Genomic DNA, 15,499 nt, shown 5'->3' on the forward strand with positions numbered 1-15,499 from the left:
CATGCCCGACGGCGTCGCACCTGATTTATCTCACCTGCACCCGTCGGTGCAGGCCAGTGCACAACTACCGGCGGGCGAGCGGGTGGCATTGATCCGAGCGGACCGGTGGATCGGCTATCCCCAGGCTGTAGTGACGCTCGCCCGGCTGGAGGCCCTGCTGGGCTGGCCCGACAAGCAGCGGATGCCGAACCTGTTGCTGGTGGGGCCGACGAATAATGGCAAGTCGATGATCGTGGAAAAGTTTCGCCGGGGGCATCTGCCGGTGACCGAAGCGGACCGGGAACACATTGCCGTGTTGTGCGTGCAGATGCCCTCCGAACCGTCCGTGTTGCGGTTCTACATCGCGCTCCTCGCCGCGCTGGGCGCGCCTCTTCAACCCCGGTGGCGGTTGGCCGAGGTGGAGCAGATGTCGCTGAGTTTGCTGCGTTCAACGGGGGTGCGCATGCTCGTCATCGACGAGTTGCATAACGTCCTGGCCGGGCCAGGCAGCAGCCGCCGGGAGTTCCTCAATCTGCTGCGTTTCCTCGGCAACGAGTTGCACATCCCCATCATCGGTGTCGGAACACGAGACGCGTATCTTGCCATCCGCTCCGACGACCAGTTGGAAAACCGATTCGAACCCGTTGTCCTTCCCTTGTGGATTGTCAGTGCTGACACCGTGTCGTTGCTAGCCAGCTTCGCGGCCGCGTTGCCGCTGCAGCGTCCGTCGATCATCGCGACCGACGATATGGCCCAATATTTGCTGGCTCGATGCGAGGGAACCATCGGGGAACTCGCCCACCTCCTGACAGCTGCGGCGATCTCCGCTGTAGAAAGCGGTGAGGAAAGCATCAACCAACGCACCCTGGTCATGGCTGACTACCTCGGGCCGACCGAACGACGGCGGGTATTCGAACGAGAACTGCTGTGACCAGGCCGCGTCAGTGGCCCGCTCATCCGGCTCCGATCGACCGTGAAACGCTGTCCTCCTGGCTGCACCGTATCGCCGCCTGCTATAGCACCGACCTCACCCACCTCGGCGATGACCTCGGCTTCACGCTCGGATGGCGCCCCCCTGAGGACATCGACGTGGCAGCAACATCCGCCATGATCAACGTCCTCGCCGAGCGCACCGGCGTCACCCCGGACCGGTTACGGCAGATGAGTGTGGCCGGCTGGGTCCCCTGGCGGCTCGATAACAGTGATGAGGTGCAGCAGGCAGAGCAACGTACGTGCCGGTTCCCGGAGTGCGTCCACCCCGCCGTGAGCGCGGACTCTGGCTCTGGTAGGCCCCCCGAGTACTGCGATCACGTGGGGCACAACCGGGCCGCCGCCTGGCGCGCACGGCGCCGTCTGGCCGCCGAACCGAGCCGGAACATCGAGGACGAGAAACGCCCAGTTGACGCCGCGCGCCAACGCGCCGGAGAGCTCAGCGACCAGGTCGCCGGAATGCTCGAGCACTTGGGCCAGCAACTCACCGCCCTCATCGAGGAGCTTCGGATTGTTGCTGACCCGGACGCTGCTGAGGCCCAGATCGGATCAGTGACGACCGAGGCCGCCACACAAGTCGCCGCCGCAAACACCCGAACCCGCCGCGCCGAGCAAGCTCAACGTCAAGCCGACGTGGTGCGGCTGGAAGCTGGCGCCGCAGCAACGGAAGCATCAGAGCTGGCAGACCAGCTGCACGCCGACCTCGCCCTCACTCAGCTTGAGCTGCGCGACCGGGCACTTGCTCTCGACCAGGTGACGGCCGAGTTAGTCGCCGTCCGGTCCGCGGCGAAGGCTCAGAACGCACAGGCACAGTCAGAGCTGTCCCAGCTGCGCGAGCAGCTGGCGACCGCACGCACGCGACTGGAGGAGGCTGAGCACGAACGCGACGCCGCCACCGCGCGCGCCGAGTCGGCTTCTGCTGCACGGGCCGACGCGGAAAAACGTGCCCAGGGCGCGGTCGCCCGCGCCGCCGATGAAGCAGTCCGAGCCCAGCGCGCCACGTCCGACGTCGCGAAAGTCCGGGACGAACAGGGTCACGCCCGCACTGTCCACGACACCATTCGGGAGGAAGCCAGCTTGCTGCGCAGGAATCTGGCCACCGCAATCGTTGAACGTGACGCAGCACGGGCAAGCGTCGAACGTGAGCGAACCCACGGCGACCAACGCATCAGCGATCTCCGCACCACAGAAAACCACCACATCACCGAACTTCGGGACGAGGCCGCTGAGCTGCGGCAGGAACTGCGCGAACAGCGCAGCCGCGCCGATCGCGCCGAAGACCGCCCAACCGAGCAAACGGATTCTCCCGCCGCGAAGCTGGCAACATAGAGCGGAGCAACACCTCAGCGTCGTCAACCAGAAGCCTGGGCGACGCTGGAAGAACTACGCCTCGCGCTGCTCATCTGAGAAGGTATCTCGGACTTGTGGATGATGGCCGCGCTGGCCTGATTGGGCTGTACAGGCGGAATGTGTGTGTCTCGAATCCATGGAAGTTGAGACACTGCGCATTGTCGCGAATAGTGTTTCTTTGAGCGCGAAAAGATAGCATTTGATACATGTATCAAAAGAAGCATCACGGACGTAGAAGCGATACGCTGAATCGATGACGAAGAGAAACGGCATCGAGCCAGCCCCGGAACACTATGCCTTCGGCTACCGGCGAGTGTCGAGCTTGAAGCAGTCGTACGAACGGCAGACCAAAGCGCTGCACGATTTCGGGATTCCAGACGACCACATCTACGAGGACAAAATTAGTGGCAAATTCAAGACCCGTCCCGGACTTGATGCCCTGCTGAAAGTAGCTCGACGCGGTGACACCATCACGGTCTCCTCCCTCGACCGTCTCGGCCGCACAGTGCTGCACATCCTCCAAACGATCGAGGAACTCGAACACCGTGGCATCTCCGTCCACTCATTGAAGCCCGGAGAACAATTCGAGGGCGTCACCGGCAAGCTGGTGCGCAACATCATGGCCTCGATCGCAGAATGGGAACGCGAGAACATCAACGAACGCGCCGCCGAAGCCCGAGCCGCACGAGAAGCCAAGGGACTGACAACGGGGCGTGCCAAGTCCGTGCTGATCCCCACGAAAATTGACGCCGTCCGCACATTGCGCACCTCGGGCAAGACGATTGCCTATATTGTGAAAAACCAGGCGATGAGCCGCGCCAGCGTGTATCGCGCACTCGCCCAAACCAACGACTCGGCCGCCGGACCCCGGAACCATTAGAAGGACGGTTACACGCGTCAAGCAGTCTGAACAGGTCAAGCAGGTGACTGGAAACGTGGCGGCATCGACGGACATTGATTGGCGAGTCTGCTAGTTTTCGGACATCCAATTGAGGGCTGCTTCTACAACGGCCTGATCGCGGACTGCGCCGATGTGGTCAAGGCCTTGGTGCGTAGTCACTCGCATCCGCGCTGCGGCCACGGGCGCAGCCGCTTTCAGATTGTTGTGAAAGGCCAAGGCTGATGCTGGGGGGACGTGGGTATCATCTGCGCCGAGTTCGAAGGCGATGGCGGGGCCGTGTGCGTAGTTGTGCGGGTGCGTTGTGGGGTTGAGGTGGTCATAGAACCACGCCCCGTACGGGTTCGGCACGCCTTGCTCGATGATGTTTTCGGGTTCGCCCACTCGGGTCATGCCGGGACGGGTCCAGTCGGGTGTCGCGACAACGGCGGCGACACGCGTCACTCGATGATCGGCACCGGCGAGAGCGACGCTGATGTCGCCGCCCATTGACAGGCCGCCCGCGACGATGTTGTCGGTTCGGACATCAAAGTGTTCGCAGGCCCAATCGAGCACGTGCATGGCATCGAGGGTGCTCTGTCCAAGGATCGGCCACATATTCCGGCGGAAATGCGAGAACACTAGGTTCATTACGGCGCGGTCGTCACCGTCGCCGCGTTCTCCTAGCCTCCACGGATCGAAGCTGATTGCGGTGAAACCGCGCTCCGCTAGACGGGCAAGCTGCGTGGCGACGGCCTCTTTCGTGCCTCCGAGGTAGGGCAGGAACACCGCGATCTGATGCCGGTCGTTCTTGGCGGCTGGTGCGATGTAGATGACGGGGATCGCGTCGACTTTCTCGCGCGTGAAGGTCACATCTGTCATGGCTTCCACGCTAGGCCCCACGACCGACACTCTGACCGATCTTCAATCAGCTAGGTCTTACATCAGCCAAATCTTCAAGACCGTGGGACCACGCGACTTCGCGGGTGCAGCTGCCCGGTCGGGTGAAGAGGCGAACTTGGTGGGTCCGAGCCGAGACCCCGTCCGCAAGGTTGACACCCGCGGCGAAGAGGATAACCGGATCGCGGAGGTCGACGATGTTATGGGCTTTCACGCGAAATTTCAACAGGACGAGCTCAGGTAGAGAGTCGGTTGAGTCCGGTTCCAAGTACACACACCCTGTCGGGCCGGAGCGAGCTGTGCAGGCGAGTGTGAACATTTGTGCAGACGACTTCGAAAAATGACAAACATCCGAGACGAGGGGTCGGTTTCTTAATTTCGTTATCGTTATTGTTATTTCGTTAACGTATTGCGTTACTTATGATACGATATGAGCATGAGCATTCCTGAGATCACCGATGTGCGTACCTGCGGTTTCCCCGGCTGCGACGAGCCCGTGGATGCCACGCCTGGTGTGGGCCGGCCCGCCGGCTACTGCGTCAACCCCGCTCACAATCGGGCTGCTGCGTGGCGGGCCCGCCGCGCCGAGTCAGGCCGGGTGGAGCGCACCGTCGAGGACGACAAGCTCCCCGTTGATGCGGCCCGGCAGCGGGCGAGCGTGCTGCGGTCCCAGGTCGCCGGCATGGTCGAGCACCTGCAGCAGCAGCTGGTCGTCCTCGTCGACGAGCTCCGCACCGTCGCGGACCCGGACGCAGCCGAAGCACAGATCGAAGCCGTCACCTCCGACGCGGCCGAGCAGGTCGCCACGGCAGCCGCCCGCGCCAACCGGGCCGAGACCGCCACCCGCAAGGCCGAAGCCGAGCGCGCCGAAGCTGACGCTGCAGCCGAGGAATCAGCTGCCCTGGTCGACGAGCTCCGCGCGGCCCTGGCCGCGCTCGAGCAGCGTGCCGCCACCCTCGAGAGTGACCTGGTCACTGCGGGCGAGGACAACGCACGGGCGACCGCCGAGATCACCGCCCTCACAAACCAGGTTGCCGCTCTGAGCAACGAGAACGCAGCCACGACCGCACAGCTCACCGAGGCCCGGGAGCTCGTCACGGCGGCCACAGCGGCCAAGGACGAGGCGCTGGCGGGCGCGCGCGACGCGATCGCGCAGGCCGCCGCCGCGGCCGGACGCGCGGAGCGGGCCGAGACGGATGCTGCGAGCACCCGGGACTTGCTCGACCAGGCCCGGACGGAGCGCGAGAGCGCGCGGGCGGAAGCGCTCGTGCTCACCGGGCGCCTGGCCACAGTCAGCAGTGAACGAGACAGCGCCACGGCCGAGGCGGGTAGGGAGCGTTCCTACGCCGAGCAGCGCGTCACCGACGTGCGGGCCGCCCTCGAGCAGCAACTCACCCAGCTGCGCGCCGACCTGGACCAGGCGCGCACCAGTGAACGCGAACAGCGCACCCGCGCCGACCGCGCCGAAGCACAGGCGCCACGCCCCAAGCAGAAGTAGAACGCCGGCCCACTCCCCCGTGTCTCGGCAGGAAGCGTACTGGTGGTGTTCCTATCCGCTGGCGGTGCCGTCTCTCGTGCCGGGTTACGGGTGGGGAGACCGCCCTAGCTCAGCGGTCGCCCAGCGGGGAGGGGCGAGCTATCGCCTTGGTATCTCTCCCCTGCGTTGTGTGAGAGTTCACGGCGTTCGACCTCTGCCAAGATGGCTCGCTCCACGAAGTCTGACCAGCTCTTATCGCCTTCGAGGTGGCTCGTCGCCCGGTACGTTGCGCGGGCCCGATCGCGTGTGGCTACCGACAGGTAGGTGGTCATCCGCGCAGTCGTGTCGACGACGACGGTTGCCGACTTCTTGGTTGGTGTGCGCGAGGGCTTTGCAGCGGGAGGGGCAGCGGTTTTGGGCTGCTCGCTGGTTTCTGGTTTTGGTTCAGGGCGGTTTCGGGCCTGGAGCCGGCTCAGGTCATGAGCCCCGGCGCGTGGCGTGAGGCCGCCGATCTGTCGGTTGGGGGTTTCGTCGCTCATGCGAGGGCCTCCTGGTTCTCTGCGGCTGTAATCCTGGCCACGACTTCTTGGGTGATTGCCTGCAGGTCGTCAGCGACCGAAGATGCTGTTCGTGGTGCAAATGTTTGTGCCTGCGCGTCGCCCCGCCGGATCTCGTACCACTTCGGTCCCTTACGGACTTGGGCGTCGAGTTCGTGCACCAGAAGCCCTCGTTCTCGGGTGGCCTGGGCGGTCGCTTCGCTGTGGCGAACCGTTGCGGTGAAGACGACGTTGTTGTCGGCGTTGAAGAGCTCTGCGATGTGTTCGCGTGCTTCGCGCTGGACGACGTGGGCAGAGGTCCCGACGTCTACCAGGACCACGCCGAGGAGGTCGAGGGTGGGGTTCACTCCGAGGACCGCATCGAGTCGCGCTGCTACAGCGCCGAGTCCTTTGCGGCTTGATTTGTCACTTTTGACGGGGACGAGCGCCCATCGCGCGGCCGCAACGGCCGCGGTCTGCAGTGTTTCATCGCCTGGTGGGCAGTCGATGAGGATCATGTCGTAGTCGCCCGCGATGGGCTCGAGTAGATGCGCAACGGCGAGTTTGGCCCCGTCGGGATCTTTATTCGCTTTGGCAGCGAGACCGGCCGTGGCCTGGTCGAGGGCCGGACCTCCAGCGAATACGTCGAGGTTTGGTCGAACTTCGCGAATGGGGGCCGCTCCCCCACCGAACATGAGTGCCTGAGCCAGTGCGCGGCCGGTGTCGTCCCGGTCGTCATCTGTGTATCCGAGATCCTCGGCCAGGTTGCCCTGGGGGTCGAGATCTACCAGGAGCACGCGGTACCCGTTGTTAGCCAGCATCCCGCCGATGTTGGCGGTGAGTGTGGTCTTGAGGACGCCACCCTTGCCATTGATGACGGCGATGACCCGTTCCAACGCGGTGCGATTGAGTGCCGGAGGCATACGTTCTCGTTTCTCTTGTCGTCATTAATGACATTACAGCTAATGCTGTCATTACTGGCATAAGCAGAATTGCTGCTTTTACTGTCTTTGCTGCTATCACTGTCTTTACGACTATTAATTGTATTAACACTATTACCTGCAATGCCAGCATTACTGGCAATAGCAGTATTACAAGCAATGACCGCCGCCGGTACAGTTGCCCCGAGCCTTGCGGCCTGCTTGGGGCGGCGAGTACAGGGTCCGGCGTCGCTCTACGCTGCGGAGGCTCGCACCCGTCACCGCGCCCGGTGGGGGAGTGTGAGGGGGTCACCCCTCACCGGCTGACCCGGGGGAGGGCCAGCCAGTGGTCGCGGCTAGATATTGCGGAGCATGCTGACGACGGTTGGGAAGGGGGACAGGCTGTCGACGAGGGTGTCGACGGTCGCGGTGTCGGGCTTTTGCGCTAGTGCGGCCTGGATTCGGGCGAGCTGGGTGTCGGTGAGGCCGACGGTTTCGCCGTCGGGGGTGACGCTGACGGCGATGACGGTGCCGAAGATGACGGTGGGGGAGCCGAGGCGGTGGGCGAGCACGGTCGCGGGCAGGTTCAGGGTTGAGCCGTTGATGAGTCCTTCATCATCGACGAAGAGGTCGATGTCGTCCTCCAGGCCGACGACATCGAACATCCGGCAGCCGATGGCGGCGATGACGTCCGCACCGATGCTGGCCTCGTTCACGTCCAGGGTGGTGATGGTTTCGGTCGGGTTGATCTTGATGCTGCGAATGGTGACGGTGTTCATGGTGTGGGTCCTCTCCCTCAAAACAACTTGTTTTTTGCCTTTCCGGCAAGGGAGATCGATTGAGAGCGGGAGGCCCGGAGTGCCCGGTTTCGGGGCGAAATAAGGGAGCTTGCGACCGCGTTCCGATAACTGGGCACGCAGGGCCGGGAGCGAACTATGATCGGCTGCCGGAAAGGAAAAAAACGGGCACGAAACAGTGCCGCGCAGCGGTTCCATTAGCGATCTGGCTTTTCCACCCCCATCCTGGTGACGCCATAGGTTTCCCTGATCAGGGCGCCCAAACAGGGGCGTGGGAGAGTGGGGGATCGGGCATGCCGACCCCTAGGCTTGCAGCGGGGGGGCACAGCTGGTTGTGCGCCGAACATCCGGGGGGATGACTCGCACGATGACGACAGAAACAACCACGTTCACGCTCGCTGACACCGTCCACACTGCGCTGCGCGCGGGCCGGACCGTCGGTGCAGACCAGTGAAGGTCTGGGACGGGATACCAGCCCTGTGCTCCACACTGCGGCGGGTAACGGCCAGCTACGTCAGTGCTCTCCTGTAATTGGCCGCCACGACTGTGCTTTGGGGTTCCTCTGCGTTCTGGTCGTGGAGCATCCTCACCGTGGCCTGCATCATCGCCCTGGCCATCGCGGGCACTCTGCTCTCCAAGCGTGACACCCCGGCCACAAGGCACACCTAACGTTCGGCCCCTTGCCGGGCCGATCGGCCTCAAGCCGCGACCTCTATGTCTTCGTCCTCCGTCCACGCCGGGCCAGCTCACACGCTGTTCCCGTCATTACTGACCGGCCGTAGCTAGCTCACTGGGCATCCAGCCCTCGACGAAGGAACCCGCCTCATGTTCACCGCTCTGCGCCCCCGGTTCCTCATCATCGCCGCTGCCCTGGCACTGCTACTCACCGTCACGGTGGACTGGACGGTCGTCTCCGCGCACGCCTCCACGGACCTGCGGATCGCCACCGCGGCTTACAGCTCCGCCGTCTCGGAGTACACCGCGCAGCGCGGCGCGGCAGCCGCGGAAGTGGCGGTGGCCCGCGAGGACCTCAGCGTCGCCCAGGCGGCCCTGGACAACAGCGATGGAAAAGTCCTGGACCAGGCGGCGAGGGACGCCCTCGCCGCCGCGTTGGCTGAAGCCGGCCCCCGGGTGGACGCCGCCGCCGCTGAACTTGACCGCGCTGACACGGCGCTCACCAAGATCCTTTCGGGGCACCGCGACAGCACCCAAGGGTTCACCGCCGCGACCCGGGCGCTGTCCCAGCAGAAAATGGGTGGCGTCAGCGTCGACGTGACAGTGCAGCGCCAAGCAGTCACCACCGCGGTCCTCGCCTGGCAGGTTCAGGCGCGCACCGCAGCGGCCGCGACCGCCGACGCCGTTGCTTCCGCTGAGGCCGCACGGCAAGCCGCCACGGTCGCCGAGGCCGCACGCGCCGCGGCCCCCCGCACCACCACCGGCACCGCACAGCCAGGCAAGTCGCAGCCCGGCGCCGCACCAGCCGATGTCCCCGCCGCTGCTCTCCCGGGCGCAGCATCACAGCCATCCCGGCCAACGAAAACCCCGCCGCCCCCCGTAACCCCACAAACCGAGTGGGACGTGTGGACCAGCGGGGGCCAAACAGAGATTGACGCCTGCAAAGGCCCCGTGGACCTAACCCCTGTGTACGGGCTCCCCGTCATCGGCGAGCACTGGTTCTGCGGCGGCAGTGAGTTCCCCACCAAGGAAGGCACCGTCATCACATTGACTGGGACCCAGGCCGGGCGATGGAGCATCGGCGGAGTCGCTGCCACCCTGAACAAGCAAACCCAAGACACCCGGGCCATCCCACGCGGATACGAACTGATGTATCAAACCTGCCGCAACGGCTCCAACACGACGATGACCTTCACCCTCCTCACCCGCGTCGAATAGGCACCACACAGGCCAAGCTGCACAGGGACCGCAGACACCGGATCGATAGGCCCGCCGGACCGGACGGCATCCCACCACTGCCCCCTGTCACAGCGCAGAGCGCATGTCCGGGGTGGCGGCGGCGAGCATCTGCTCGAGCTGGTCGACGTCGTCCGGGCCGCGGTCGCCGAGCAGGGCTGGCAGGAACCGGGTCAATGCTTCGAATCCGGCCGCCTGGTCCGGATACACGCCGAGGGAGACCAGGTGGGTGTCACCGCTGGACAGGGTCAGTTCCAGGCACGGGTAGTGCTCCTCCACAGCGATGCCCATTCGGACGGCGTCCGCGAAGGTGTTGCTGTCGAGCTGCTCCTGGATGGAAACGACCTGGTCCAGGTTGACCCAGATGTCGTCGGCACCGGCCACAGGCCGGGACCGGTCGTGACCAGGGGTGGTGACGGCGAGTTTGATGAAGCGCATGAGATGTCCTATCCGGTAGAGAGACCTCGACGCTAAAACGCTGCCCGCCGCGCCCGGCCGAATCCTGGCCGCCTGTGGAGAGCCCGGCGTACCGGGGGAGTGTGAGGGGCGTGCTGGCCCCTCACCCGTGGCCACCCCGGAAGGGTGGCCACGGGGCGCGGGCTATCGGCGGGCCGTGGCCGTGAGGGCGATCTCCAGTGCCCGGTCCTCACTCATCCCGATGGGACGAATAACGTTTCTGCTATACCGTTTGGTCTTCTTCACCCGGGTGGTCCCGGTGTATCCGGCGGGGCCGTCCTGCGCGGGCCCATACAGCGGGTGCACCAGCAACCACTGGACGAACGGCAGCGCCGGGGCCGCCACCCGACCGCGAAACCGGGGGGAGGGATTCGCGCACAGGGCCCAAAACCTGGCCGCGTCGCCCCGGGCTGCGAGCCGGTCAGCGACCGGAATCGGGGCAACCCGGGGCGGGTGCATGAGCTTGATCGTGGACACGTGCACGTACGCCTGCAGCTGGGAATCATCCCGGGCCGGGATCTCCTCCGCCCGGTCCCGGACAGCGCGCAGGATACGGGCCATGATCCGGTCGGTTCGGGTGTCGTGGGGGTGGGTGCGCATCCACTCATTGGCCTCGATGACACAGCAGACCAGGTCCCACTCGTAGCTGTAGAAGCGCAGCAGAGAATCCAAATCACGGTTCCAACTACTGCGCTTGTACGGGTTCACGGTGTCGTAGCGGGCGAAGAAAGCGGTGCCGGCTTTCCGGTCGGCTGCGATCTGGTCACTGCTGCGCTGGGGCCTAACCTCGACAAGAACCTGGGACATGGAAACTCTCCGCTCAACTGATTTTTTGCCTGTCTGGCAAGAGAATCGATTGAGAGCGGGAGGGGCGAAGAGCCCGGATTATCGAGGGAAATAAGCCCGCCAGGGCGCGCGCGATCAACCGGGCACGCAGGCCCGGAAGCGAACTACGATGACCGGCCAGACAGACAAAAAAGTCTTCAACCAGAACAGCCGCGAAGCGGTCCACAGGCCGGCGCAGCCGGCTCCGTGTGGGTCCGGCCTCCGGGGCCGGGGTCACCTGGTGGGGGAGTGTGAGGGGGCGCTGACCCCCTCACGGCGGCCGGCCCCGGGGTGGGTCGGCCTCCGCGGCGTTATTCGGGCCGTCGACCGCGATGGCCTGGGCGAACGTCACGGTGCAGTTGCCCGGAACCGACGAGATCACGGTGATCACGGGTTTCTTCACCGCCGAAGGGCTCACCTGGTTCACCCAGAACATTGGGGTCAACTACTTGGGTTTTCCGCCGCTGGCGACAGTGCTACCCATATTGCTCGCGGTCGGTGTTGCCGAGAAGTCCGGCCTGCTCGCCGCGCTGATCCGTAAGGCCTTCGGCTCGGCACCACGCTGGTCGCTGCCCTACGCCGTGGCGTTCGTGGGAGTCGTAGGGTCGATCATGTCTGATGCGGCCTTTGTGGTCATCCCACCGCTTGCCGCCCTGGTTTTTAAGGCTGCTGGCCGGCACCCCGTGGCCGGGCTGCTCGGCGGGTTTGCTGCGGTGGGCGCCGGCTACTCAACCTCGCTGTTCGTAACGAGCCTCGACGCGCTGTTCGCCGGGATCACGACGTCGGTCACAGAGAACCTGCCCAACGCCGGTTCCGTCGTGACCCCGGTATCGAACTACTTCTTCAACGTGGTCTCCGCGCTCGTACTCATCGCACTCGCCGGCTTCATCATCGACAAAATTCTGGAACCGCGTTTGGGGCGGCAGCAGATTGCGCGCGACGAGATCACTGACGACGACGTGTTGGTTCCCTCCGTGATGAACACGCGGCTCACGCACACCGAGAACCGCGGCCTGTTCTGGTCGTTCGTGGCCGGCATCGTGGTCGCCGGAGTGATTCTGGTTGGCGTGCCCCTGCTGGAATCCTCCTGGCGAAACGAAGACGGCGAGTTTCTGCCGCGCTCACCTCTGTTGAGTTCGATCGTGTTCATCGTTTTCGTTTTGTTCGTGATTCCAGGACTGGTGTACGGCAAGATCGCCGGAACCATCGCCAGGGGCAGCGACGTGCCTCGCGTGATGGGGCAGGCCATCAAGGACATGAGCGGATTTCTCGTGCTTGCATTCATCCTCGGCCAGTTCGTCGCCCTGTTTAATTTCTCCGGAATCGGAAGCTGGCTCGCCGTTGCAGGAGCCGGGGGCCTTGAGTCCATCGGCCTCACCGGATATCCGGCCGTCGTCACCTTCGTACTACTTGCCTCGCTGCTAAACCTCTTCATCATTTCGGGTTCGGCCATGTGGACGCTGATGGCCGCCGTGTTCGTGCCGCTGTTCGTATTACTTGGCTACGAACCTGCATTCATCCAGGGTGCGTTCCGGGTGGGAGACTCGGCCACCCAGGTACTCACACCCCTCAACCCGTACATGATCGTGCTACTTACGATGCTGCGTAGGTACGAGCCACAGGCGGGCCTTGGCACCGTGATCGCCCGTATGCTGCCCTTCGCAGTCACGTTCTGGATCGCTTGGGTAGCCGTGCTGAGCGTCTTCTACTTCTTCGACCTACCGATGGGCCCGGGCAACGGCATCATGATCCCGCAGTAGTAACTGCGCAAGACCGGAGGAATACCCCGCACGGGGGCCTCCTTAAGTTCAGTGCAACCCGAAGGGATTTTTATGACTTCCAGCCAAACCACGATCTATGCCCTGCACGAGAACCCTGAATGGTTTCCGCCATTTGCCCGGGCCTTTGAAGCAGAGGGTATGGAGGTGAAAGAATAGCTGCTCACCGACGGCGTTCTCGACCTGGATTCGGTACCGCCGGAGGGAATCTTCTGGTCGCGCATCAGCGCATCCGCTCACACACGCGACCACGGAAAGTCGAAAGACTACGCGCGCGCCGTGTTGGCTTGGCTCGAAGCCCACGGCCGCCGCACGGTGAATGGCCGGCTCGTGCTCGAGCTCGAGATGAGCAAGGTCGAGCAGCTCGTTGCACTCAAGGCCGCCGGCATCGACACCCCTCGCACCGTGGCCGCGGTGGGCCGTGAGCAAATTCTCGATGCCGCACACGACTTTCCCACCCCGTTTATGACCAAGCACAACCAGGGCGGCAAGGGCCTCGGCGTTCGCAAGTTCACGAGTCACGAAGAGCTCGCCGCGTACGTTGCCTCTTCCGAGTTCGAGGAGCCGCAAGACGGCATCACACTCATTCAGGAATATATCCAGGCTGCGGAACCGTTCATCACCCGGGTTGAGATCGTGGGCGGCGAGTTCATCTACGCCGTCAAAGCCGACACCGCACGCGGCGGCTTCCAGCTGTGCCCAGCGGATGCCTGCGCCATCGACCCGATCACACGCGAGCTGATCATGCCTCCCGGCGCCACCATCGCACCCATAGCCGGTCAGCAACTGTTCAGCCTGCGCGAAGACTTCGACCACTCAATTATCGAGAAATACCTCAAGTTCGCGCGCCGCACCGGGTTGGAAGTCTGCGGCATCGAGTTCATCGAAGCCGAAGATGGCCGAGTGCTCACCTACGACGTGAACACCAATACGAACTACAACGCGGTCGTTGAGGCCGAAGCCCCTCGTTCGGCTCCACGTGCCCTGGCTCGGTACCTCAAAAAGCTCGCAGCCTGAAATACGTGGCACCGACCCCAGTACCAGCTCACGAAACGGATAAAACTCTCGTTGGTCCGCGGTGGATAGCCGTGGAGGCTGGTACCACCGATGCAGCGTTGGGATGAAGATACCGACATCTTTTGCGACGCCGGCGAGAGGGATCTATTGGCGAAGAATTTCTTCGCCGGAGAAGTACGCAGACTTTTACGACTCAGTCGGGAAGTACTGGTTGCCCTCAACCAGGATGGTCGTATCCGACTTTGCCACCACGACATCATTTCAAACTGCGTGATACATGGCCGACTGAGCGTTGTGTGCGGGCTGACCCGCAACTGCGCCGAGTGTAGGCGGCTTACCTGGCACAGTTCCCTAACCGGGAACACATCACGGCGCACAACCAGGGACATGAGCATGATCTCGGGCATGCGCCATAGTGCCCGGTCAGATGTCGCTGGCGATCTCAAACATGGAGATTTGGGGGATACTGGTCAGCAATGAGCCCAGGTCGGTCGCACCCGCACCCGCACCCGCACGCCAGTGACGATATGCCGCGTCAGCGTCGGCCGACGCCCACCGCTCCAGCAAGATCATGTGGGCGGGATCATCGCAATCAAGCAACACATCAACACCCAGACACCCCTCAAATGCACGGGTCCCGGCCAAGATGTCTCGCAGCATGGCCTCCGCCCCGAGAACGGCCTCTGGTTTTAGGCGAAGGTCAAGAAGAACTGTCAGGGCCATGAAAACTCCAATTCATATCAGGGACACCTCGTCCAGTGCGGGCTCTCACCGCTCGAACCTGCCCGACTGCTGGTGGACCTTGAACACCCGCGCGCCCGGAAGTCTGAGACGCCACTCGGCGATCACATCCTAATCGGCGAACGACTCCATGCAATCTGGGGTCAACTCACGACCGGACGACGTCTGGTCGCGGTCGATGGGACCTGCCTGGACCTGCCTGACATGCGTCCACTCATTTCAGGTGGACAATGCACGCTTGCGTGCAGTGAATCGCATCACTCGACCGCCAAAGGTGTACCTCAGCCCGTTAGCATCGAGTCTGACTTGTCCGAGAACAGGTTCGAAGGCCCCGCGTTCGATGAGCCGATGTGGGGAGCGATCGGTCAGATGCACCCACGAAGCGGCTCGAGAAGCAGTGAGGTCATAACCGGTGAAAATGCCGCCGGGCCGGAGCACACGTGCGACCTCTGCGATTGCCTTCTCCCAGTCGACAACGTGGTGCAGCATCAGGAAACTTACAACGAAATCAAAAGTTTCGTCATCGAAGGGAAGCTGTGTGACGTCGGCTTGGCGCGCCGCTGCGTGTGGATACTTTGCAAGACGTTTTCGTGCGACGCCAACCATCACGGGGTCGTAGTCGGTCGTCGTCAGGCGCAGTGACGGATTTGCCCGCGCTAACCTGTCGGCCGTCGCACCACTACCCCCTCCGATCTCAAGAACGTCACCGGTGAACGAAACACCCTGTGTCGCCCACGAGACGACTCGGCCAGCCGCAAGACGCCATGGTGCACTGCGGCAGAACGCACCTTCGAGAGCAGACATTGTCGGCATGACCACCAGCCTCCCTGACGCACACTATTGCACCGTTACGTCCTCACTGAAGTTATCAAATGCCTTACCGTCCGGATCAACGGCCCAGCAGATTATGAAGACCACACCGGAACGAAACGAGCCGCCACAACT

Annotated in this window: 16 protein-coding genes; 8 read left to right on the forward strand and 8 right to left on the reverse strand. The window is 63.7% G+C overall.

Going from position 1 to position 15,499, the window contains the following annotated elements:
- Position 1: 1 nt before the first annotated feature.
- The 3 genes from CXY82_RS08845 (at position 2) to CXY82_RS08855 (ending at position 3,199) form a co-directional block, all read left to right on the forward strand.
- The gene (locus tag CXY82_RS08845) at positions 2-910 is read left to right on the forward strand and encodes a TniB family NTP-binding protein (RefSeq protein ID WP_104170650.1); all 909 of its coding nucleotides are present in this window, start codon (positions 2-4) and stop codon (positions 908-910) included.
- Positions 907-2,298 carry a TniQ family protein gene (locus tag CXY82_RS08850; RefSeq protein ID WP_158252151.1) on the forward strand — a complete coding sequence of 464 codons (1,392 nt, stop codon included), beginning with the start codon at positions 907-909 and terminating at the stop codon, positions 2,296-2,298. The genes CXY82_RS08845 and CXY82_RS08850 overlap by 4 nt, the downstream gene beginning before the upstream one ends.
- A 274-nt stretch (positions 2,299-2,572) precedes the next feature.
- Entirely contained in the window at positions 2,573-3,199 is a 627-nt protein-coding gene (locus CXY82_RS08855) for a recombinase family protein (RefSeq protein WP_104170598.1), read from the forward strand.
- 90 nt (positions 3,200-3,289) lie between these two features.
- Here the strand turns inward: CXY82_RS08855 and CXY82_RS08860 are convergent, their stop codons facing one another.
- Complete coding sequence (locus tag CXY82_RS08860; RefSeq protein ID WP_104170599.1) at positions 3,290-4,078, reverse strand: alpha/beta hydrolase; 789 nt, start codon at positions 4,076-4,078, stop codon at positions 3,290-3,292.
- 454 nt (positions 4,079-4,532) lie between these two features.
- On the opposite strand from CXY82_RS08860, the gene CXY82_RS08870 reads away from it, so the two are divergent.
- The gene (locus tag CXY82_RS08870) at positions 4,533-5,594 is read left to right on the forward strand and encodes a hypothetical protein (protein WP_146069089.1); all 1,062 of its coding nucleotides are present in this window, start codon (positions 4,533-4,535) and stop codon (positions 5,592-5,594) included.
- A 104-nt stretch (positions 5,595-5,698) separates the two neighbouring features.
- On the opposite strand, the gene CXY82_RS18570 is transcribed toward CXY82_RS08870, so the two are convergent.
- The 3 genes from CXY82_RS18570 to CXY82_RS08880 form a co-directional block, all read right to left on the reverse strand.
- Positions 5,699-6,112, reverse strand: a complete 414-nt coding sequence (locus CXY82_RS18570; protein WP_158252152.1) for a hypothetical protein — start codon at positions 6,110-6,112, stop codon at positions 5,699-5,701.
- Complete coding sequence (locus tag CXY82_RS08875; RefSeq protein WP_104170602.1) at positions 6,109-7,032, reverse strand: ParA family protein; 924 nt, start codon at positions 7,030-7,032, stop codon at positions 6,109-6,111. Before CXY82_RS08875 ends, CXY82_RS18570 begins: the two co-directional genes overlap by 4 nt.
- 353 nt (positions 7,033-7,385) lie before the next feature.
- Entirely contained in the window at positions 7,386-7,808 is a 423-nt protein-coding gene (locus CXY82_RS08880; protein WP_158252153.1) for a DUF3846 domain-containing protein, read from the reverse strand.
- 549 nt (positions 7,809-8,357) lie between these two features.
- Between CXY82_RS08880 and CXY82_RS17280 the strand changes: the two genes are divergently transcribed.
- Together CXY82_RS17280 and CXY82_RS08885 are read left to right on the forward strand one after the other, a co-directional pair.
- Complete coding sequence (locus CXY82_RS17280) at positions 8,358-8,495, forward strand: hypothetical protein (protein WP_158252154.1); 138 nt, start codon at positions 8,358-8,360, stop codon at positions 8,493-8,495.
- 156 nt (positions 8,496-8,651) lie between these two features.
- Positions 8,652-9,719, forward strand: coding sequence for a hypothetical protein (locus tag CXY82_RS08885; RefSeq protein ID WP_104170604.1), 1,068 nt, complete (start codon positions 8,652-8,654; stop codon positions 9,717-9,719).
- A gap of 87 nt (positions 9,720-9,806) precedes the next feature.
- Here CXY82_RS08885 and CXY82_RS08890 read toward each other — a convergent pair whose 3' ends face one another.
- A complete protein-coding gene (locus CXY82_RS08890) occupies positions 9,807-10,175 on the reverse strand; it encodes a hypothetical protein (RefSeq protein ID WP_104170605.1) in 369 nt (122 codons plus the stop codon).
- Positions 10,176-10,337: 162 nt separating this feature from the next.
- Complete coding sequence (locus CXY82_RS08895) at positions 10,338-11,000, reverse strand: hypothetical protein (RefSeq protein WP_104170606.1); 663 nt, start codon at positions 10,998-11,000, stop codon at positions 10,338-10,340.
- 350 nt (positions 11,001-11,350) lie between these two features.
- Here CXY82_RS08895 and CXY82_RS08900 point away from each other — a divergent pair, with 350 nt between their 5' ends.
- Positions 11,351-12,778 (forward strand): AbgT family transporter, encoded by a 1,428-nt coding sequence (locus CXY82_RS08900; RefSeq protein ID WP_104170607.1) that lies wholly within the window; start codon positions 11,351-11,353, stop codon positions 12,776-12,778.
- A 297-nt stretch (positions 12,779-13,075) separates the two neighbouring features.
- A complete protein-coding gene (locus tag CXY82_RS08905) occupies positions 13,076-13,813 on the forward strand; it encodes a RimK family alpha-L-glutamate ligase (RefSeq protein WP_370443692.1) in 738 nt (245 codons plus the stop codon).
- 423 nt (positions 13,814-14,236) lie between these two features.
- Here CXY82_RS08905 and CXY82_RS08910 read toward each other — a convergent pair whose 3' ends face one another.
- Together CXY82_RS08910 and CXY82_RS08915 are read right to left on the reverse strand one after the other, a co-directional pair.
- On the reverse strand, positions 14,237-14,536 hold the full coding sequence (locus CXY82_RS08910; RefSeq protein ID WP_104170608.1) for a putative quinol monooxygenase: 300 nt from the start codon (positions 14,534-14,536) through the stop codon (positions 14,237-14,239).
- 237 nt (positions 14,537-14,773) lie between these two features.
- Positions 14,774-15,367: a class I SAM-dependent methyltransferase gene (locus CXY82_RS08915; protein WP_104170651.1), complete on the reverse strand. Its 594-nt coding sequence runs from the start codon at positions 15,365-15,367 to the stop codon at positions 14,774-14,776.
- Between the last annotated feature and the right edge of the window lie 132 nt (positions 15,368-15,499).

Source organism: Cryobacterium sp. M23, assembly GCF_002929655.1.
Lineage (GTDB): Bacteria > Actinomycetota > Actinomycetes > Actinomycetales > Microbacteriaceae > Cryobacterium > Cryobacterium sandaracinum.